General features: G+C 71.3%; 19 protein-coding genes. 11 read left to right on the top strand and 8 right to left on the bottom strand.

Annotation, left to right across the window (positions count from 1 at the left end; translation table 11 throughout):
* Positions 1-298 precede the first annotated feature (298 nt).
* The 3 genes from H4W81_RS25660 (at position 299) to H4W81_RS25650 (ending at position 2445) form a co-directional block, all read left to right on the top strand.
* Positions 299-874 carry a prolipoprotein diacylglyceryl transferase gene (locus H4W81_RS25660; protein ID WP_192777153.1) on the top strand — a complete coding sequence of 192 codons (576 nt, stop codon included), beginning with the start codon at positions 299-301 and terminating at the stop codon, positions 872-874.
* 102 nt (positions 875-976) lie between these two features.
* Complete coding sequence (locus H4W81_RS25655) at positions 977-1717, top strand: isocitrate lyase/PEP mutase family protein (RefSeq protein WP_192777152.1); 741 nt, start codon at positions 977-979, stop codon at positions 1715-1717.
* A 35-nt stretch (positions 1718-1752) separates the two neighbouring features.
* Positions 1753-2445, top strand: a complete 693-nt coding sequence (locus H4W81_RS25650; protein ID WP_192777151.1) for a class III extradiol ring-cleavage dioxygenase family protein — start codon at positions 1753-1755, stop codon at positions 2443-2445.
* Between the two features lie 16 nt (positions 2446-2461).
* Here the strand turns inward: H4W81_RS25650 and H4W81_RS25645 are convergent, their stop codons facing one another.
* Positions 2462-3358, bottom strand: a complete 897-nt coding sequence (locus H4W81_RS25645) for a ribonuclease Z (protein ID WP_192777150.1) — start codon at positions 3356-3358, stop codon at positions 2462-2464.
* Between the two features lies 1 nt (position 3359).
* Between H4W81_RS25645 and H4W81_RS25640 the strand changes: the two genes are divergently transcribed.
* A complete protein-coding gene (locus tag H4W81_RS25640) occupies positions 3360-3872 on the top strand; it encodes a methylated-DNA--[protein]-cysteine S-methyltransferase (protein ID WP_192777149.1) in 513 nt (170 codons plus the stop codon).
* A 46-nt stretch (positions 3873-3918) separates the two neighbouring features.
* Here the strand turns inward: H4W81_RS25640 and H4W81_RS25635 are convergent, their stop codons facing one another.
* Positions 3919-4206 (bottom strand): antitoxin, encoded by a 288-nt coding sequence (locus H4W81_RS25635; RefSeq protein ID WP_192777148.1) that lies wholly within the window; start codon positions 4204-4206, stop codon positions 3919-3921.
* Between the two features lie 85 nt (positions 4207-4291).
* On the opposite strand from H4W81_RS25635, the gene miaA reads away from it, so the two are divergent.
* The 6 genes from miaA (at position 4292) to H4W81_RS25605 (ending at position 11036) form a co-directional block, all read left to right on the top strand.
* Positions 4292-5170: a tRNA (adenosine(37)-N6)-dimethylallyltransferase MiaA gene (gene miaA / locus H4W81_RS25630; protein ID WP_420538756.1), complete on the top strand. Its 879-nt coding sequence runs from the start codon at positions 4292-4294 to the stop codon at positions 5168-5170.
* Positions 5167-5973 (top strand): diaminopimelate epimerase, encoded by an 807-nt coding sequence (gene dapF, locus H4W81_RS25625; protein WP_192777146.1) that lies wholly within the window; start codon positions 5167-5169, stop codon positions 5971-5973. Before miaA ends, dapF begins: the two co-directional genes overlap by 4 nt.
* A gap of 42 nt (positions 5974-6015) precedes the next feature.
* Positions 6016-6771 carry an SCO6745 family protein gene (locus H4W81_RS25620; RefSeq protein ID WP_225958795.1) on the top strand — a complete coding sequence of 252 codons (756 nt, stop codon included), beginning with the start codon at positions 6016-6018 and terminating at the stop codon, positions 6769-6771.
* 19 nt (positions 6772-6790) lie between these two features.
* Positions 6791-9073, top strand: coding sequence for a tetratricopeptide repeat protein (locus H4W81_RS25615; protein WP_192777145.1), 2283 nt, complete (start codon positions 6791-6793; stop codon positions 9071-9073).
* On the top strand, positions 9074-9832 hold the full coding sequence (locus H4W81_RS25610) for an SDR family NAD(P)-dependent oxidoreductase (protein ID WP_192777144.1): 759 nt from the start codon (positions 9074-9076) through the stop codon (positions 9830-9832). It begins immediately after the preceding gene.
* Positions 9833-10370: 538 nt separating this feature from the next.
* Entirely contained in the window at positions 10371-11036 is a 666-nt protein-coding gene (locus tag H4W81_RS25605; protein WP_318781949.1) for an HNH endonuclease family protein, read from the top strand.
* 60 nt (positions 11037-11096) lie between these two features.
* Here the strand turns inward: H4W81_RS25605 and H4W81_RS25600 are convergent, their stop codons facing one another.
* Complete coding sequence (locus tag H4W81_RS25600; protein ID WP_192777143.1) at positions 11097-13001, bottom strand: hypothetical protein; 1905 nt, start codon at positions 12999-13001, stop codon at positions 11097-11099.
* Between the two features lie 31 nt (positions 13002-13032).
* A complete protein-coding gene (locus tag H4W81_RS25595) occupies positions 13033-13245 on the bottom strand; it encodes a DUF2277 domain-containing protein (RefSeq protein ID WP_192777142.1) in 213 nt (70 codons plus the stop codon).
* 242 nt (positions 13246-13487) lie between these two features.
* Between H4W81_RS25595 and H4W81_RS25590 the strand changes: the two genes are divergently transcribed.
* Positions 13488-14381: an SPFH domain-containing protein gene (locus tag H4W81_RS25590; protein ID WP_192777141.1), complete on the top strand. Its 894-nt coding sequence runs from the start codon at positions 13488-13490 to the stop codon at positions 14379-14381.
* Between the two features lie 198 nt (positions 14382-14579).
* Here H4W81_RS25590 and H4W81_RS25585 read toward each other — a convergent pair whose 3' ends face one another.
* From H4W81_RS25585 to H4W81_RS25570, 4 genes are read right to left on the bottom strand one after another with little or no spacing between them, the layout of a single operon-like run.
* Positions 14580-15329, bottom strand: a complete 750-nt coding sequence (locus H4W81_RS25585) for an IclR family transcriptional regulator (protein ID WP_318781948.1) — start codon at positions 15327-15329, stop codon at positions 14580-14582.
* Between the two features lie 58 nt (positions 15330-15387).
* Positions 15388-16647: a (Fe-S)-binding protein gene (locus H4W81_RS25580; protein WP_192777139.1), complete on the bottom strand. Its 1260-nt coding sequence runs from the start codon at positions 16645-16647 to the stop codon at positions 15388-15390.
* Between the two features lie 4 nt (positions 16648-16651).
* Positions 16652-17818: an FAD-binding oxidoreductase gene (locus H4W81_RS25575; RefSeq protein WP_192777138.1), complete on the bottom strand. Its 1167-nt coding sequence runs from the start codon at positions 17816-17818 to the stop codon at positions 16652-16654.
* Entirely contained in the window at positions 17818-19257 is a 1440-nt protein-coding gene (locus H4W81_RS25570; RefSeq protein WP_318781947.1) for an FAD-linked oxidase C-terminal domain-containing protein, read from the bottom strand. Before H4W81_RS25570 ends, H4W81_RS25575 begins: the two co-directional genes overlap by 1 nt.
* Positions 19258-19259: the final 2 nt, after the last annotated feature.

Raw genomic sequence — 19259 nt, 5'->3', positions numbered from 1 at the left:
GATATTTCCGGAATCGGGGTAAGCCGGGTTATCCGCACCGGCTCGGAAATCTCCGAACGATCATCGGAAATCCCGGAAAACGCCAGGAAAACGCCTAGTCCAGCGGTGCCGAGAACACCGGCCACGCCCGCCACCGGAACCGCCCTGGTCCGCCAACCTGGGCGTATGGGTCCAAGAGTAGACAAGTCGTGATTCCTTTGTGATTGGTGTGCGGGCATTCCACTCCTGCGGTTAGTGTGGTCCATCGCCCGCGGAAGCCATCGCGTTTCCCCCCGATACGACCGCAGGGAGTTTTCTCATGCACGGGCACGTCCCCTCACCGACGGGCCAGCCTGACGAGGATCGCCTGGAGATCCTTTCCGGGCCTGGTCATGATCAGCGACCGCAGAAGAGCAGGAAGCCCCTCGTCATCGCCGCCTCGGCGCTCGCCGCCCTCCTGGTGGCCGGCGGTGTCGGCGTCACGCTCCTGGGCGACGACGCGGCTCCGGGCGGGTCCACCTCCCAGACCGGCGAGCAGGCCCAGCGGCCAGGGGCGGAATCCGAGTCCGAGACAGGCGCCGAGGATGACTCGGGCCCCGGAGAGGACCTCGGCGACTCGGGCGAGTCCGCGGAGGGCGACGCGCTGCCGGTCGAGAGCGGCGAGTCGGCCGAGGGCGACGCCCTCCCCGCCGACCCGCCCGCCGACGACTCCGACACCGGCTCGGCGGGCCAGGCCACGGGCGGCAACGGCGCATCCTCGAAGGACACGTCGAAGGGCACCTCGAAGGACACCTCCAAGGGGTCGGAGAGCGGCACCGGCCAGCAGGAGAGCAGCGGCCCCGCCGACGGTCCCGCGGGCGAGGTCGCCGGCCAGTGCGCCGCCGACGGCTGCTGAGGCCGTACCGGCGGCACCTCGGGGACCGCTCCGCGGGTGGCTCATCGGTATCCGGGCGGAGTGGACCTTCAGCACGCGGCGTCCCCGCCGTAGGGTCCGCGCATGACGACCGAGACAGCGGCCCGCCTGCGCGAGCTCCACACCAGGACGAACCCGCTCATCCTGCCGAACGCCTGGGACGCCGCCTCCGCCAGGGCGGTGGAGGCGGCGGGCTTCCCCGTCGTCGCCACCGGCAGCGCGGCGATGGCGGCGGTGCTCGGCTACGAGGACGGCGAGCACACCCCGCCCGGTGAGATGCTCGCCGCAGTGGCCAGGATCGCGAGGGCGGTCAGCGTGCCGGTGACCGCCGACATGGAGCGCGGCTACGGTCTGCCGCCGGCCGAGCTGGTCGAGCGCCTGCTGGAGACCGGCGCGGTCGGCTGCAACCTCGAGGACTCAGGCCACGGCGGCCTCGTCGACATGGAGGAGCAGGCCGACTTCCTCGCCGCCGTCAGGGCGGCGGCGGGCGGCGACCTGGTCGTCAACGCCCGCGTCGACACCTACGTCGCGGGAGACCGCACCACCTCCGACGCCCTGGCGAGGGGCGGCCGCTATCTGAAGGCGGGCGCCGACTGCGTCTATCCCATCGGCCTGACCGACCCCGAGGAGATCGGGACCCTGGCCGCCCAGCTGCCGATCAACGTCCTGTTCCGCCCCGGCGCCCCTTCGCTGGCCGAACTGGCCGCGCTCGGCGTCGTCAGAGTGAGCTACGGCCACGGCCTGCACCAGGCGGCTCACGCCTACGCCGAGGGCCTGTTCGCGGCGGTCCGCGAGGGCCACGACCCCTACCGGCGCGACGCGTGACGCCGATCGGCCGCGGTGGCGGTTAGCCTGGCCGAATGCTTGTCGCCGCGGCCGTGTGCCCGCATCCGCCGCTGATCGTGCCCGAACTCGCGGGCGCCGCCGCGCCCGAGCTCGACGGCCTGCGCGCCGCCTGCGCCGCCGCGATCAGGGCGGTGCTCGCCGTGGATCACGACCTGCTCGTCGTCGTCGGCGGCGACGAGCGGACCACCGCGTACGGCGGGCAGCCCGCGGGCACGCTCGCCCCCTGGGGAGTCGACGTGAGAGTGGGCGAGGGCGAGCCCGTCCTGCCGCTGTCGCTGACGATCGGCCGCTGGCTCCTCGACGCGCAACGGACCGGCGTGGGAACCACAGGGGAGGTGGCCTTCCAGGGGGTGGCCTCCGGCGCGAGCGCGGAAGAGTGCCTCGCCCTGGGCGCGGCGCTGGTCGACGGGCGCAGGATCGCGCTGCTGGTCATGGGCGACGGCTCGGCCTGTCTCACCGAGAAGTCGCCTGGGTTCCTGCATCCCGCCGCCGGGCCGTACAACGACGAGATCGCGCGGGCGCTGGCGGAGGCGGACGCGGGCGCGCTGGCCGCGATGGATCCCGAGCGGGCCGCGGAGCTCTGGGTCGGCGGGCGGGCCGCCCTGCAGGTGCTGGCGGGCGCGGCCGACGGCGTGGAGCTGCGGCCCGAGCTCCTGGAGGACAGCGCGCCCTACGGAGTCGGGTACTTCGTGGCGACCTGGACCTGAGGCCGCCCACGAACCCTCAGCGCCGCTTGGGCACCGGCACCCTCGTGAAGTCGCGGGCCAGCACCACCTCGCCGTCGTAGCTGCGCCGTACCTCCTCGAGGAAGGCGGGCTCCTCGGCCAGGCCGTACCTCTCGGAGAAATGGGTCAGCACCAGCCTGCGCACGCCCGCGCGGGCGGCGACCAGCCCTGCTTCGTAGGCGGTCAGGTGGCCGTAGTCCTTGGCCAGCGCCGCCTCCGACGACAGGAACGTCGACTCGATCACCAGCAGGTCCACGCCGTCGGCCAGCTCGAAGACCGGGTCGCAGAGCCTGGTGTCCATGACGAACGCGGCCGACTGCCCGGGGCGGGGGACGCTGCACTGCTCGAGGGTGACGCCGCGCACCGCGCCCGTCCGCTGGAGCTCGCCGATCTCGGGGCCCGTGATGCCGTGGGCCCTGAGCCGGTCGGGGAGCATCCGGCGGCCGTCGGGCTCCTGCAGGCGGTAGCCGTACGACTCGACGGGGTGTGACAGGCGGCGGGCGGTCAGCGGCGCGACCTCGGCGACCGGGCCCGAGACGGGATGCTCGGCGATCTTGTCGGTGTCGGCGAAGACGGCCGCGTGCCTGAGCCTTCGCCAGTAGGCCTCGCCCGAGGCGGGGAAGACGGCGCGCACCGGGTGGGTGACGCGGTCGCGGGCGATGCGCTGCACCACGCCCGGCACGCCGAGGCAGTGGTCGCCGTGGAAGTGGGTGACGCAGATCCAGTGGATGTCGTGCGCGCTCAGGCCCGCGTGCACCATCTGCCGCTGCGTGCCCTCGCCCGGGTCGAACAGCAGGCCCTGGCCGTCCCATCGCAGAAGGTAGCCGTTGTGGTTACGGTGGCGGGTAGGCACCGCGCTCGAGGTGCCCAGCACCACGAGTTCACGAGAGGACACGATGACCACCGTTGGCGGCACCGTTGCCTTCGCCGAGATCCCCACGCCGGTGGGCCGCTTCACGCTGGCCGTCTCCGAGGAGGGACTCGTCGCGACTGGCTGGGGTTCCAGGCCGCGCCTGAAGGACCTGGTCGAGGTTCATGACCCGGATCGTACGGCCGGCATCGTGTCGGAGATGACTGATTATTTCGCCGGACGGCTTCGCGTGTTCGAGACGCCGGTCGACTGGCGGCTCGTCTCGCCGACCCCGCGTCAGGTGCTCCAGGCGCTGCACAAGGTGCCCTTCGGCACGGTCGTGACCTACGGGGAGCTGGCGCGGCGCGCGGCTTCGAGCGTGCCGGCCCGCGGCATCGGATCGATCATGGGAGCCAACCCGCTCCCGATCGTGGTGCCCTGCCACCGCGTGGTGGCCGGCAACGGGCTCGGCGGCTTCAGCGGCGGCGAGGGCGTGGAGACCAAGCGCTGGCTGCTCACCCATGAGGGTTACCTGCAGCCGACGCTGCTCGACCTCTGACGGTCACCGGGGCCGCCAAGCGTCGCGACGGCCCCGGCCCCGGTCGTCAGCCCTGCTGGCCGTCGATCCGGTCGGCGGCGTCCTTCGCCTGGTCGGCGCCGCTGTCGATGTGGTCGGTGTACTTGCCCCCCGTGGCGGAGTCCGCGGCTCCCGCGGCCTGGTCGACGCCGCCCTGCGCCGTGTCCTCCGCCTTGCTCTTGAGCCCGCCGAGCGGGTCGCCAGAGGCGTCCTGCCCCTGCGCGGGTGTCCCGTCGGCGTTCGTGGCCTGCTCAGGAACGTTGCGCGGCTTCTCCTCGCCGCTCAGCATCTCCTTGACCTTGTCAAAGATCGACATGGCAAATCCCCCGATGTTGTGTCGATGCACTGGGACGAGTCATACCCCGCGGGTTGTCACACTTATCCGTGTGGGGAAGCAGCCAGTGATCGCCGTCGTCGGACCGACCGCGGCCGGAAAGTCCGATCTCGCCGTGGATCTGGCACTCCGGTTGGGCGGGGAGTGCATCAATACCGACTCCATGCAGCTTTACCGAGGAATGGACATCGGTACCGCCAAGCTCACCGAAGAAGAGCGCAGAGGGGTGCCACACCACCTTCTGGATATCTGGGACGTGACGGTCACCGCGAGCGTCGCGGAGTACCAGCGGCTGGTCCGTCCGCTGATGGACGCGATCGACGTGCCGATCCTCGTCGGCGGGTCGGGCCTCTACGTCCGCGCCGCCCTCGACGACCTCGACTTCCCCGGCACCGATCCCGCGATCAGGGCCAGGCTGGAGTCGGAGCTGGCCGAGTCAGGCTCGGGGGCGCTGTTCGAGCGGTTGAAGGGGCTCGACGCGAAGGCCGCCGAGGCGATCCTGCCCAGCAACGGGCGCAGGATCGTGCGCGCCCTCGAGGTCATCGAGCTGACCGGACGGCCCTTCTCGGCGAACATGCCCTCCTACGACGCCCTCTACCCCAGCGTCCAGATCGGCGTGGAGGTGCCGAGGCCGGTCCTCGACGAGCGCATCGAACTGCGCGTCCGGCGGATGTGGGAGGCGGGCCTGGTCGAGGAGGTGCGCGGGCTGCTCCCGCTCGGCCTGGCCAGGGGCCGTACGGCCGGCAGGGCCCTCGGCTACGCGCAGGTGCTGCGCTTCCTCGAGGGGGAGTGGAGCGAGGAGCAGGCCTTCGAGGAGACGGTCAGGGCCACGCGCAGGTTCGCCAGGCGGCAGGAGTCGTGGTTCCGCCGCGACCCCCGGGTGGTCTGGCTGCCCTTCGACGCGGAGGACCTGCTCCAGCTGGCCCTCGATAGGGTTGGGGCATGAGATTTCTCAAGGGGCACGGCACAGAGAACGACTTCGTCATCCTTCCCGACCCTGACGGAGAGCTCGACCTGCCCCCTGCCAGGGTGGCCGTCATCTGCGACCGCAGGGCGGGCATCGGCGCCGACGGCGTGCTCCACGTGGTCCGCACCAAGGCCGCCCCCGAGGTGGCCGACCAGGCGGACCGCGCCGAGTGGTTCATGGACTACCGCAACGCCGACGGCAGCGTCGCCGAGATGTGCGGCAACGGCGTGCGCGTCTTCGCCCGCTACCTGATCTCGGCCGGTCTGGCCGCGCCAGGCGAGTTCGCCGTCGCCACCAGGGGCGGGCCCAAGCTCGTCAGGCTCGAGGCCGACGGCGACGTGCGCGTCGACATGGGCAAGCCCGTGGTGCTCGGCGAGAGCGTCGCCACCGTCGGCGGCCACGAGTACACCGGCCTGCACATCGACATGGGCAACCCGCACCTCGCGTGCGCGATCGGCGACCCCGTGGCCCAACTCGACCTCAGCCACCAGCCCGGCTTCGACCCGAGGGTCTTCCCCACCGGCGTGAACATCGAGCTGCTCAACGCGGTCGGGCCGCGCAGGGCGCTGATGCGGGTCTTCGAGCGCGGCGTGGGCGAGACCCGCTCGTGCGGCACGGGAACCGTCGCCACCGCCGTGGCCGCCGCGCACCTGGCGGGGGAGAGCACCGGCACCTGGAACATCGAGGTGCCCGGCGGCCACCTCACGGTCACGCTGGACGACGACACCAGCTACCTCGCCGGACCCGCGGTGATCGTCGCCTCGGGCGAACTGACTCTCTAGCGGGCCTTGCAGAACGATGTTCTGCTGAGCGATGCTGACCGCATGGCGGACTCCAAGAGCACGGCGGCGGCGGTCAAGGGCCCGATCGGCAGGCTGGGCGGCGGCTTCATGGTCTCCCGCGAGGCCAAGGACCTCTGCGCGCGCACCGGACTCGGCCCACGGGAGCTCTACTTCCGCGGCAGGTGCGGCGTCCTCGGCGAGGTGGACGCGGACGTGGTCACCTCGGTGGCCGTCTTCTTCCCTCCCGCCCACGTGCGCGAGAGCTGGGAGGGCGGGCGCAAGCTGCCCGTCGAGGAGGCCGTCGCCCTCTACACCGAGGCCTGCCACGCGTGGGGCAGGCGCAAGCTGAGCGACGCCGAGGCCTGCGGACGCCTGGCCGAGCTGCTGGAGAAGGTGGCGACGGCCGCGCCGGTGCTGGGAGCGCCGCTGTTCGCCGGATGGCGGGCGGTGCCGCTGCCGGACGAGCCCATCGCGCGAGCTACCCAGCTCATGCACGTCGTGCGGGAGCTGCGCGGCGGCCTGCACGCGGTGGCAGTCCTCGCCGAGGGCCTCGATCCGCTGGTGGCGACCCTCGCGGCCGACCACGAGGGCACGCCGCTCGGCATCTCCTCAGGCGAGAGCATGGCGCGGTTCTTCACCTGGCCCGAGCCGTACCCGAAGCTCGACGAGGAGACGATCGCGCGCAGGCGGGCGGCCGAGGAACTGACGGACGAGCTGATGGCGAGCGCCTTCGCCGTCCTGACCGACGCGGAACGCGACGAGGTCGTCACCTCGATGCGTTTGGGGCATGTCCATTGACCTGGCAGACTGACTGCCCATGGACGTGGACATCTGGGCCTGGGTCGGCGAAACCCAGCAGCAGCTTTCTGAGGCAGGTAACGCCGGATTCGCCATGGCGCTGGGTGATCTGCCCGCACAGGCTTACGAGGGGCGATACCCGCAGCTCGACGTGATGGCCCCGGCGATCGCGCAGCAGGCGGAGAGCCTCGGCCTGGCCTGGCTGGAGTTCTACGCCCGCTACTGGCACCTCATCGGCCGCGTCGGCGACCGGGCGCAGGGCGCCGTCGCCATCGGCGACGCCGAGAGCCTCGTGGCGTTCGCCCAGCGCGAAGACGTGCGCGAGTGCCCCTCGGCCCCCGCGGCCATCGAGGCGCTCGCCATCGCGCAGGCCAACGCCGACGGCCCCGGCTACGCCGCCGACCGCCTGGCGCTCCTCGGTCCGGCCATCGAGGCGCTCGAGCCGACCGACGCCGCCTACTCGGGCCTGGTGACGCAGTACGTCTCCGCGCTCACCGACGCGGGCCGCGCCGACGAGGCCGTCTCCTACGCCGAGAACGCCATCCAGCGCCTCGGCGCGGTCAGCCGCGAGACGAGCTGGGAGCTGGGCGCGGAGAGCTCGCGCGCGCTGCTGGCCGCCGGCCGCGCCGACGACGCGCTCGTCGCCATCCAGGCCGCCGCCGACTTCAAGCCCGACGACCCGGTCGCCAAGCCCCACCGCGAGGGCGTGCGCCGCTCGCTGATCCTCGCCACCCTGGGGCGCACGGCCGAGGCCGTCGACGCGCTGCCCGACCTCGACGTCGTCGGCGACCACCCGCGCGACTTCGTGGAGTGGGCGCAGGCCGTCGACAAGCTGGCCGGCTCGGCGCAGATCACCAACACCTGGCAGCTGGGCCGTGTCCTGCGCCAGTGGATCGACTACTTCGGCATGATGGGCGGCTACCGCGCCCGCGTCGAGCTCGCGCTGGTCGCCGGCGACCTCGCGGTCGCCCGCCAGGGCGTCTGGCAGGCCGGCCTGCTCGCCGACCTGGCCGAGCAGGCCGCCGCCGAGCTCCGCTCGGACGAGGGCGTGGCCGAGCGGGTCGCCGCCCTGCGCGCCGCCGCCGCGGCCACCACGGCGCCCGAGGCCACCAGCCCGCTGGAGGAGCGCGTCGCCTACTTCGACGCCGCCGACGGCATCAACGCCAACCCCGAGGAGTGGGTCGGCTGGCTGGCGCCGCTGTCCGGCCAGGACATCGAGGCCACCCGCCGCCACACCACCACGCTGGGCTTCCTCGGCTACCCGGCCACCGGTGCCGACATCTACTGGAAGATGCTCGTCGACACCGGCGAGATCGCCACCGCCGACGCCCAGGACATCGACTTCCTGACCAACCTGCTCGTCGAGGCGCGCCAGGACGAGCGGCTCGAGCAGATGGCCGAGCTGCTGCCCCCGGCGGCCAAGCACCTCGCGCTCGCCCGGCTCCACATCGCCCGCGAGCGCTGGGAGCAGGCCGTCTCCGAGTCCGAGCAGGCGCTGGCGGCAGGCGCGGGCATCGAGGCCAGGCGCGCCCTCGCGGGCGCCGCCCAGCAGCTCGACCAGGACGCCAAGGGCGCCCAGGCGCTGCGCGAGGCCCTCGACAGCGACGACATGACCGACGAGGACGTCTGGCGCATGATCGTCCTGGCCACCTCCGCCGAGGACTGGGAGACCGTCCGCATTGGCGCCAAGCGGATCGGCATGCCGATCAAGTCCACCGAGGGGCCGATCGAGGAGGAGCTGGGCCTGGTCCGGATCATCCTGCCCGCGCCCGACGGCGGTCAGCGCCAGGTGCTGTCCATCCGCACCGGGCCCGCGACCGCCAGGCTGGCCCTGCCGCAGCCGCGCGGCATGGAGTACAACGCGGGCGACCTGGTCGTCTTCGACCCGCAGCTGCTCGAGCCGGTCCCCGACGACCCCGAGGAGCAGCAGAACTTCGTGCCGCCGTTCGCGGCGGTGCGCATGCTCCGTCCCGGCGGCTACACCAGCTACTTCTTCGACGGCGCCGCGCCGAGCGAGTCCGACTGGGCCGAGTTCACCGAGGTCATGGCCGAGCGCGGCTGGCCGATGTGGGTCTACAGCGACGAGAACTACCGCGTCACCCACCCGACCACCGGTGAGCAGCTGCCCGGCGTGTTCGGCTGGGTCGCGGTGCCGCCCAACGTCTCCCCGGTCGAGGTCGACGCGCTGCTCGACGACGCCACCGAGCGCTGGGTGCACCCGCTGGCCTGGCTCGACCTGGCCCGCGAGGTCGACGTCGAGGTCGAGCGGCACGAGCGGATCACCAAGGAGTACGGTCTCTAGATGCTCGAACGGTTCAGCCTTCAGGGAAAGGTCGCCATCGTCACCGGAGCCTCGTCAGGGCTCGGGGTGGCCTTCGCGCGGGGGCTGGCCAAGGCGGGCGCCGACATCGTGATCGGCGCCCGTCGCAAGGACCGGCTCGAGTCGACGCGGCAGCTGGTGGAGGCGACGGGGCGGCGCTGCGTGGCCGTGCCCACCGACGTGAGCGTCGTCGCCGACTGCGACGCGCTGGTGGCGGCGGCGGTGTCCGCCTTCGGCGCGGTCGACGTGCTGGTCAACAACGCGGGGGTGGGCACCGCGGTGCCCGCCACCCGGGAGACGCCCGAGGAGTTCAGGCAGGTCGTCGACATCAACCTGCACGGCACCTACTGGATGGCTCAGGCCTGCGGGCGGGTCATGCGGCCAGGGTCGTCGATCATCAACGTGGGCAGCGTGCTCGGCGAGACGACGGCGGGGCTGCCCCAGGCCGCCTACAGCGCCTCGAAGGCGGGCGTGATCGGGCTGACCCGGGATCTCGCCCAGCAGTGGACGGGACGCAAGGGCATCAGGGTCAACTGCCTGGAGCCGGGCTTCTTCCACTCGGAGATGACCGAGAGCTACCAGGCGGGCTACCTGGAGGCGATGCTCGAGGCGCGGGTGCCGATGCGCCGCGCGGGCGACCCGGCGGAGCTGGTGGCCGCCGCGATCTTCCTGGCCAGCGACGCGTCCTCCTACATCACCGGCATCACCCTCCCCGTCGACGGCGGCCTTCTCACCACCTGAACCGGCATCCATCTCCCCGCCGACGACAACCTCCTCGCCCCCGAGCGCCCACCCGCCGGTTTCTCGTCGACGGCGGCCTTCTCACCACCTCACCCGCGTCGGGGCTCGTCTCTCCGAGTGCTCGCCATCTCCCTGCAACGGCGGCCTCCTCACCATCTGGCCCCGCTGCTTTGGGATCCGTCTCCCGGCGTCTGCCGTCTGCCTTCCGACGGCAGCCTCATCACCTGACCTCCGCCGCATCCAGGGCCCGTCTCAAGACGCCCGCCGTCTTCTCGCCGCAGCTTCCCGGCTTCTCAGGGCGTAGGTTCTCGGGGTGCGGCTTCTAGGGTGCGTCTTCTCGGGGTGCGGGCCGTCGCCGTCCTTTGTCCCATACGGCAAGCCCCGTCAAGCTCCGCCGTGGTCACCGGCTGACGTCTGCCCGGTCGACGCTCCTCGTGCGTGCCGGTGCCCGCCGTTACATCGCCCCGTAAACCCCTGCTTGGCCTGTGCTTTTCATCCGATTGAGGGAAGGCTTGGTGTTATTGCCTAGACTTTAATCGTGAATAGGAAACTCTTGGTGGGTCTGGCCTCTTTGGTGCTGATCGCCGGATGCGGGCCCACGCAGGCCGCCGACCTCGAGTCCGATGCCGGCAAGCCACCCTCAGCCGACATCGCCAAGGCACGCGAAGACCTCAAGGAGCTGGCCGTCAAGGGGCGTGCCCCGAAGACCGGCTTCGAGCGCGAGGAGTTCGGCCCCGCCTGGGCCGACGTCGACCGCAACGGGTGCGACACGCGCAACGACATTCTCAAGCGGGACCTGCGCGAGGAGACGTTCAAGAAGGGGACGCACGACTGCATCGTGCTGACCGGGATCCTCGACGACCCGTACTCGGGGAAGACCATCCACTTCAAGCGCGGCCAGGACACCAGCATGGCCGTGCAGATCGACCACCTGATCCCGCTGTCCGACGCCTGGCAGAAGGGCGCGCAGCAGTGGAGCAAGGACAAGCGCAAGCAGTTCGCCAACGACCCGCTGAACCTGCTGGCGGTGGACGGGCCGCTCAACAACCAGAAGAGCGACGCCGACGCGGCGACCTGGCTGCCGCCGCGCAAGGCGTACCGGTGCGCCTACATCGCCAGGCAGGTCCAGGTGAAGACGAAGTACGCGCTGTGGGTCACGGCGGCGGAGAAGGCCGCGATGGACGGGATCCTGTCCTCCTGCTGAGTCAGTCGTCGAGAACCGAGGTCGAGGTCGAGATCCGCTGTGACGCCGAGGATCGCCCCCTCATGACGTCTCGGCGGTGAGCGCCCGCTTCGTCAGCTCCGCCTGCTGCCTGATCCGCCCCAGCACGATGGGGTTGATCCCCTTCGCCGCGAACGTCGCTACCATGTCGTCCATCACCCCGTGCGCCAGCTCGAGATCGCCCCTGCGCGCCACCGCACCGGCCAGCCTGCGCATGACCATGTTCAGCGTGATGTTGTCGATCGTCGCCGCCCTGGCCACCGCGCCGAGTTGCTCGATGCTCTCGCCCGTGTCGGCCGGGCGCACGTGGAGCTTCTTGTCCGCACCCAGGTCCTTGAACTCGCGCCCGGCGTTCAGCCCCTTCACCAGCCGCGCGTAGACGGCCAGCGGGTGGTCGCCGTACCGGTCGATGACCTCCCCCAGCGCCTCGTTGCCCGAGCGCAGCGTCGGCGAGTCGGAGCCGAGCAGCGAGAACAGCTTGCCCTGCTCCTCGCCCAGCATCAGCTCGCCGACCCGAGCGTCCGTCGTGGTGATCGGGTGGCGGACCCGCACCAGGCACGGCATGGAGACGATGCGCGAGCCGTCGGCGGCGATGTACTGCCCGCGCACCTGGTAGTCGCCGGGCTGCTGGAAGTAGTGCCCGTCGCGCCCGTGCCCGATGTACGCGCTGCGGTACATCGCTGGGTTGCCGGAGTCGAGCCTGATCTCGGGGGAGTCGTCCACGCAGTGCCGCATCATCGGCCGGTACAGTACGGTCCTGCCCGACGGCTGGGTGATCGAGATCTGGGTGAACTCGGTGTCGGGGTGCAGGTGGCCGTGCGTGGTCCTGGCCTCGCCCGTGTACGAGAGCTTCAGCTCGACCACGACGGGCTCGCCGTACTCGAAGGAGTCCTTGGCCCGCACCTCGAGCAGCAGTCCGGACTGGTCGGAGACCGGCTGCTCGAAGGGGTCGATCTCGGCGGCGCCCGTGCCGAAGGCGTTGGCGCCCATGACGACGTCGCGGAAGAAGCCGTGGCGCAGGTGGACCAGCTCGGGGTCGGTGAACTGGAAGGGGAAGGCCTGCCAGTAGGCGCGCTCCCCGCCGGGCTGGTAGTTCTGCACGTAGTTCATCCACGACAGGTCGCCGAAGCCACCGTGCGGGCCGAGGGGTTGCGGCGGCCGCGCCAGGTTCTTCTGCCAGGAGTGCAGCAGGTTGAAGGCGTGCCCGAGCTCGTGGACGTACGTGCGCAGCTGGGCGCGCTGGGCCTCGGGCGACTCACCCTTGATCGCGTCGTGGAAGACAGCGGCGCCCTGGCGCTGGCAGGCGTCGTTGTAGTCGAACATGATGCCCCGGAAGCCGCCCACGTGCTTGCTGGCCACCAGCAGCCAGAGCCGCCACGCCGCCTGGTCGCCGAACGAGGCGAACTGCTGGGTCATCGCGTTGTGCAGCTCGGAGTCGTCCCAGGCGAGGTCGTCGCCCGCACCGTCCACCGGGATCACGCCGGGCTCGGCGATCCGCAGCTCCACCCCCGCCTCGGCGTACGCCTCGGCCACGGTCAGCGTCCGCCTGCCGGAGGGGCCGGGCAGCGAGCCGGTGTCGTAGGACACGAACGGCACCGCTCCGGCCACCGAGTCCTGCTCCAGCAGCACACTCCTGAAGTACGGCGAGGCGCGGTGCAGCCCGTAGGTGCGCCCCGCGACCGTGGCCGTGGCGCTGTCCTCGGTGATCGTGACGGTCACGTGCCGGTCGGGCGCGGCGAAGGTGAAGGCACCCTGACCCTCGACCCTGTCGCCCTGCCTGGTCGTGGAGTGCACGACGAAGGAGCCGTGATAGGCGGTGGTCGAGCCCGTCGTGGTGAACAGGTCGCCGCTGAGCCGTCCGGTGGGCCTCACTCCGTCGACGTCGACTCTCAGGTCGAGCTGGGATTCACCGTCCTGGCCGCGGTACAGGCCGCTGATGGGGGGCATATCAGGACCATTCCCCCGCACATGGGGGCTGTCAATGGGCGCCGCGGACGTGCAGCGAGGCGAGCAACTCCTCCGACGCCATCGTGATCGCTTCCACGGCCTTGTCGAACGCCTCGGCGTTGTGCGCGGCGGGTGCGCGAAAACCGGAGATCTTCCTGACGTACTGCAGGGCGGCGGCGCGCACGTCCTCCTCGGTGACGTCCTCGGTGTACGGCGGCCGCAGCGTCTTGATGCTTCTACACATGTCTCGCACGCTACCCGGATGCGCCTCGTCAGCAGTACCCGAGCACACAGCCGACCAACGCTTTCCCGGGCCACCAGGGAGACGCCCGCGAGACACTGGCTGGTCACCACCGCCCTGCCAGCCCGCTCTGAGGGCAGCCTCGCCCACCACCGACCTGGGGCGCTGACGTCGGTCACCACCGAGCTGTCGGCGCCGTTGGAATCAAGAGCTGCCGGTGGCGCGACAGACTATTATCTCGGCGCGTGCAAAGAGGACTCTTAATCGCGGCGGCGGTGGCCGTTCTCATCGGCCTGATCACCGTCCTCACCAGTTTCTCGCGGGTCAGCACCGAGCCGGACGAGGTGGTGCTCCACTACGCGGGCGGCACCTTCGAAGCCATCAAGTTCGAGCGCTGCATCAACCCCTCCAGCGGCGCCACCTGGCTCGGGCCCGGTGACACCGACTACCACTACCCGTTCGGCCAGCGGACCTTCGACTTCTCCGGCGGCGACAGCGCCGAGTCGGGCGGAATCAGCATCGTTTCGAAGGACAACGTCGAAATGAAGGTGGCAGGTTCGGCGACCTTCACGCTCAACACCGACTGCAAGGTGCTGCAGCAGTTCCACGAGAAGATCGGCCGCAAGTTCGGCGCGTATTTCGAGGACGGGGACTCGCGCGGCTGGACCAAGATGCTCAACTTCTACTTCAAGCAGCCGCTCGACCGGGCGATGGACGCCGCTTCCCAGGAGTTCGAGTGGAAGAAGTTGTTCAACGATCCCACGATCAAACAACAGTGGGAGCAGCGTGTAGGACAATTGGCCAGACAGTTCATCAAGGAGACGGCCGGCGCGGACTACTTCTGCCAGCCCAACTACGCCGGGGTCGGCGACTGCGGTGACGTGGTGCTGACCATCCAGAAGCCGCAGCCGCCCGAGAGCCTCATCAACGCACTGGCCGCCGAGCAGGCCGCCAAGCAGCAGAACCTGGCCCAGCAGCAGATCAACGCCAAGGTGAAGACCGAACTGGAATCGATCCAGGACCTGGTGCGCGTGCTCGGCCCGAACGGCGCGATCCTCTGGAAGGCGATCCAGGACGGCAAGGTCGACGTGGTCCCCGTCCCGCAGGACGGCGCCATCAACATCACCCCAAGACGCTGACCCCTCGAAAGGACCCACACTTCACGTCGACTCGTCTCGCGTTGGGTGGAGGTCCAGTGTCCGAGCCTCGCGTTGGACGGGGGTCGCCGTTGGGATGGTGGTCTCTGAATCCCGCGCCTCGCGGGTGAGGGATTCGACGGCGACCCACCGGTCCTGGATCTGGTGTTCGGCGGCGCCGTCAAGCGCGACGGGGCGGGGTCATATGCCTTCGTCGGGGCCGAGTTCTCGGCTGAAGTCGAGGGCGATCTTCTGCATGCCCTCCGCCAGTTCCTCCCTGTCCAGCGCGTCGATGCGCTCGGCGGGGCCCGAGACCGACATGGCGGCCACCACCCTGCCCCCATCGCGCACGGGGACGGCCAGGCAGTGCACGCCCAGTTCCTCCTCGCCCAGGTCCATGGCGTACCCCCTGGACCTGACCGTGGCGAGTTCCTTGCGCATCTCCTCGTGGGAGGTGATCGTGTTGGCCGTACGGCGGGGCATGCCGGTCCGCTCGAACAGCGCCATCGACTCGCCGTCCGACCTGTCGGCGAGCAGCACCTTGCCCACAGCCGTGCTGTGGGGCAGCACCCGCCTGCCCACCTCGGCGAACATCCGCAGCCTGCGCGGTGACGGCACCTGCGCGACGTAGACGATGAAGTCACCTTCCAGCACCGCGAGGTTGGCGGTCTCGCCCGAGAGTTCGACCATCCTGGTGAGGTACGGCTGCGCCCACACCCCGACCATCCGCTCGGCGACCCCGCCCAGCCTGACCAGCGCGCCGCCGAGCGCGTAGCGGCGGTCCGACTCCTGGCGCACGTAGCCGCGGGCCAGCAGCGTCTGGAGGAGGCGGTGGATCGTTCCGTACGGCAGGCGGGTTCGGGCCGCGATCTCCGACAGTCCCGCCTCGCCGCCGTGCGCGGCGAGTGCCTCCAGCACGTCCAGCGCCCTGTCGACCGACTGCACGCTCACCCGACCCACCCCGCCCCCACGCCGACATGATGTCCCGGCCTGTCCCATGGTGGCGGGTTCACGAGTGGGGCTTTCCGGTGGAAGGGTTCAGGAAGGACGGGGTGACCCCGCGCAGCGAGGCGTCCAGGATCTCGGCCGTGTGCGCCACCCTGATCTCCCCGCCCGCCCGCCGCATGGCAGCCGCGATCTGCATCGTGCAGCCAGGGTTGGCCGACACCAGCAGGTCCGCGCCCGTCGAACGCACCCGCTCCGCCTTACGATCCCCCAGCTCACGCGCCGCGGCAGGCTGGAAGATGTTGTAGGTGCCCGCCGACCCGCAGCACAGGTCCGACTCGGGGATGTCCCGCAGCGACAGTCCCGGGATGCCGCGCAGCAGCTCGCGAGGCTGGCTCCTGATCCCCTGGGCGTGGGCCAGGTGGCAGGCGTCGTGATAGGCGACGGTGAAGGGCAGCGGATGCCGCCGGGCCACCGGACCCAGCTCGGCCAGCCACTCGGCCAGGTCCACGGTCCTGATCGCGCGTGCCCGCCGCGCCCACTCGGGGGAGTCCGCGAGCAGGTCGGCGTACTCCTTCATGGAGGAGCCGCACCCCGCCGCGTTCACCACGACCGTGTCGACGCCCGCCCGCTCAAATGTCCTGATCGTGCGCTTGGCGAATCTTCTGGCCTGGTCGTCCCGTCCCGAGTGGACGCTCAGCGCCCCGCAGCACCCCTGGTGCGGCGGGATGACCACCTCGCAGCCCTCCATCGCCAGCACCCGCGCGGTCGCAGCGTTGACCTGGGGGAAGAACTCGTTCTGCACGCATCCGGTGAGCATCCCGACCACGGCCCTGCGCGTGCCGACCGCCCGTACCCGGCGGGGCAGCCGCTGCCGCCGCCCCGGGGAAGGGGCGAGTGCGATCATCGCGCCCAGGCTGGGGTCCGCCCGTTCGAGCAGCGGCTGCAGCCGTCTGGCCAGCCCGAGCGTCGGCCGCAGCGCGCGCAGCCTGCGCGGGTAGGGGAAGAGACCGAACACCAGCCCGCGCACCGCCCGCTCCCTCGGCTCGCGGACGTGCTCCCGCTCCACCTCGGCGCGGGTCTGCTCGATCAACCGGTTGTACTGCACGCCCGAGGGGCAGGCGGTCACGCATGCCATGCAGCCGAGGCACGCGTCGAAGTGCCCGGCCATCTCGGGGGTGATCGGGGTGCCCTCGACGTGCTGGCTCATCAGGTGGATGCGGCCGCGTGGGGAGTCCATCTCCTCGCCCCACAGGACGTAGGTCGGACACGTGGGCAGGCAGAACCCGCAGTGCACGCAGTCCTTGATCAGCTCGGGGTCCATCTCGTCAGATCCCTCCCACGAACCTGCCGGGAGACAGCCTGCGCCCGGGGTCGAAGCGTTCCTTGACGCGCCGCATCAGCGGCAGTGCGCCGATCTCGCCCCATCTGTCGAGGCCCTCCTCGTACGGCGCCGCCAGCACGCTCACCCGTCCGCCCACCTCGGCCAGCCGCGACCGGAGCGCCGCCACGATCCCCGAGAGCCCCTCGGACGGAGAGAGCGCGAGCCAGAGGATGCCGGAGGCCAGCGAGCCCCTGACCGTCGCGCCGAGCCCGTGGACGGCCTCCAGCGCCGCCTCCCCCTGCGAAGGCGGGAAGCGCAGCTCCATGAGCACGTCGCCGCCGGGAAGCGCGCCCCACCACGAGGGCGGCTCGGCGCTGACCGTCGCGTTCGGCATCAGGGCGGCGACGGCCTCGGCGCGGGGCTCGGCGGCCGACCCCTCCACCAGGACGGCCAGCTCCGCGTGCGCGTCGTCGCCTGCCTGGTTGATCTCGATGGCGGTGGGCTCGGCCTGGGCGGCGGCCAGGGCCTGGAGGAGGACGGCCGGCCGTACGGGAAGGCGGGCGCGGATCCAGCGGCGCTCGGAGGCGAGCGGGTGCAGCCGGAAGGTGGCCTCGGCGATCACGCCGAGGGTGCCGTAGGAGCCGGTGAAGAGCTTGCCGAGGTCGTAGCCCGCGACGTTCTTGACCACCTTGCCGCCCGAGCGGGCGACGGTGCCGTCGGCGAGGACCACCGTGATGCCGATGAGCAGGTCGCGGGCGCCGCCGTACCGGAAGGAGCGGGGGCCGGGGAGCGCGGTGGCGAGGGTGCCGCCGACGGTCGCGCCCTCCACCTGGACGTCGAGCGCGAGCTCCTGCCCCCGCGCGGCGAGCGTGTCGGCCAGCGCCTCCATGGTGACGCCCGCCTGGGTGCGCACCACCAGATCGCCCTCGGCGTGCTCGAGGACCTGGTTGAGGCAGCAGGTGTCGAGCAGCACGTCACACCGCTCGGGCGGCGGGCCCCAGTGCAGCTTGGAGCCCCCGCCGACCGGGACGACCGCGAGGTCGTGCTCGGCCGCGGCGGAGAGGACGGCGGCGACCTCCTCGGTGGTCTCGGGCAGCGCCACCCATGTCGGGCGCACCCCCGCCACCTCGTCGTCCGCCCCCGCCTGCCGCACGGTGACCCCCGAAGGCATCAAAACTGCTCCGCCTTTCCCGACTCGACCAGCGGATGCACACCCTTGCGCACGCCCGGGACCTCCCCGCACAGCCGCGGCGTCGGGAAGATCTTGCCGGGGTTCGACAGCCCGCGAGGATCGAAGGCGCACCTGACCAGCTGCATGGTGTCGAGGTCGGCGGCGGTGAACATCCTGGGCATGTAGCGGGCCTTGTCCACCCCGACGCCGTGCTCGCCGGTGATCGAACCGCCGTGCTCGATGCACAGGTCGAGGATCCGGCCCGAGACGATCTCGGCCCGCTCGCCCGCGCCCGGCTCGGTGTCGTCGAAGAGCACCAGCGGGTGCAGGTTCCCGTCACCGGCGTGGAAGACGTTCGCGACCCTGATGCCGTGCTCGCGGGACAGGGCGTCGATCCCCGCCAGCACCTGAGGGAGCGAGGTGCGCGGCACCACGCCGTCCTGCACGATGTAGGCGGGGCTGATGCGCCCGACCGCCGCGAAGGCCGACTTGCGGCCCTTCCAGATCGCCGCCCGCTCGGCGGCGTCGTCGGCCACCCGCAGTTCGAAAGCCTTCGCGCAGATCTGCGTCAGCAGCGCGAACTGCCTCTCGACCTCGGCCAGCGGCCCGTCGAGCTCGACGATCAGCACGGCGCCCGCGTTCTCCGGGTAGCGGCAGGCCACGGCCGCCTCGGCGGCCGCGATGGCGAGCGCGTCCATCATCTCGATCGCGGCAGGCAGGATGCCCGCGGCGATGATCGCCGACACCGCCTCGCCGCCCTGCTCGATGCTGTCGAAGGCGGCCAGCACCGTGGTCACGGCCTCGGGCGTACGGCTGAGCCGTACGGTGACCTTGGTGGTGATGCCGAGGGTCCCCTCGGCGCCGATGAAGGCGCCGAGCAGGTCGTAGCCGGGATCGGTGCGGTCGAGGGTGACGATGTCGCCGTCGGGGGTGACGATCTCGCAGGCCTCGACGTGGTTGACGGTGAAGCCGTACTTCAGGCAGTGCGCGCCGCCGGAGTTCTCCGCCACGTTGCCGCCGATCGAGCAGACCTGCTGGCTGGAGGGGTCGGGCGCGTAGTAGTAGCCCTGGTCGCGGACCGCCTCGGTGATCGCCAGGTTCGTCACGCCCGGCTCGACGACCGCCCTGCGGTTCGGCAGGTCGATCTCCACGATCGCGCGCATCCTGGAGGTCACGATCAGCACGCCGTCGGTGCGGGGGAGCGCGCCACCGGAGAGACCGGTGCCCGAGCCCCTGGCCACGAACGGCACGCCGTACTCGTTGCAGAGCCTGACCACCCCCGCGACCTGCTCGGCGGTGTCCGGCAGGACGGCGACGCCGGGCATGGCGCGGTGGTAGGTGAGGCCGTCGCACTCGTAGGTGCGCAGCCGTACGGGATCGGTGATGATCGCCCCAGGCTCCAGCACCTCACCGAGCCTGCCGATCAGCTCCGCCAGCACCG

The sequence above is a fragment of the Nonomuraea africana genome (assembly GCF_014873535.1).
Lineage (GTDB): Bacteria > Actinomycetota > Actinomycetes > Streptosporangiales > Streptosporangiaceae > Nonomuraea > Nonomuraea africana.
This window is presented reverse-complemented; position numbering and strand designations above follow the sequence as displayed.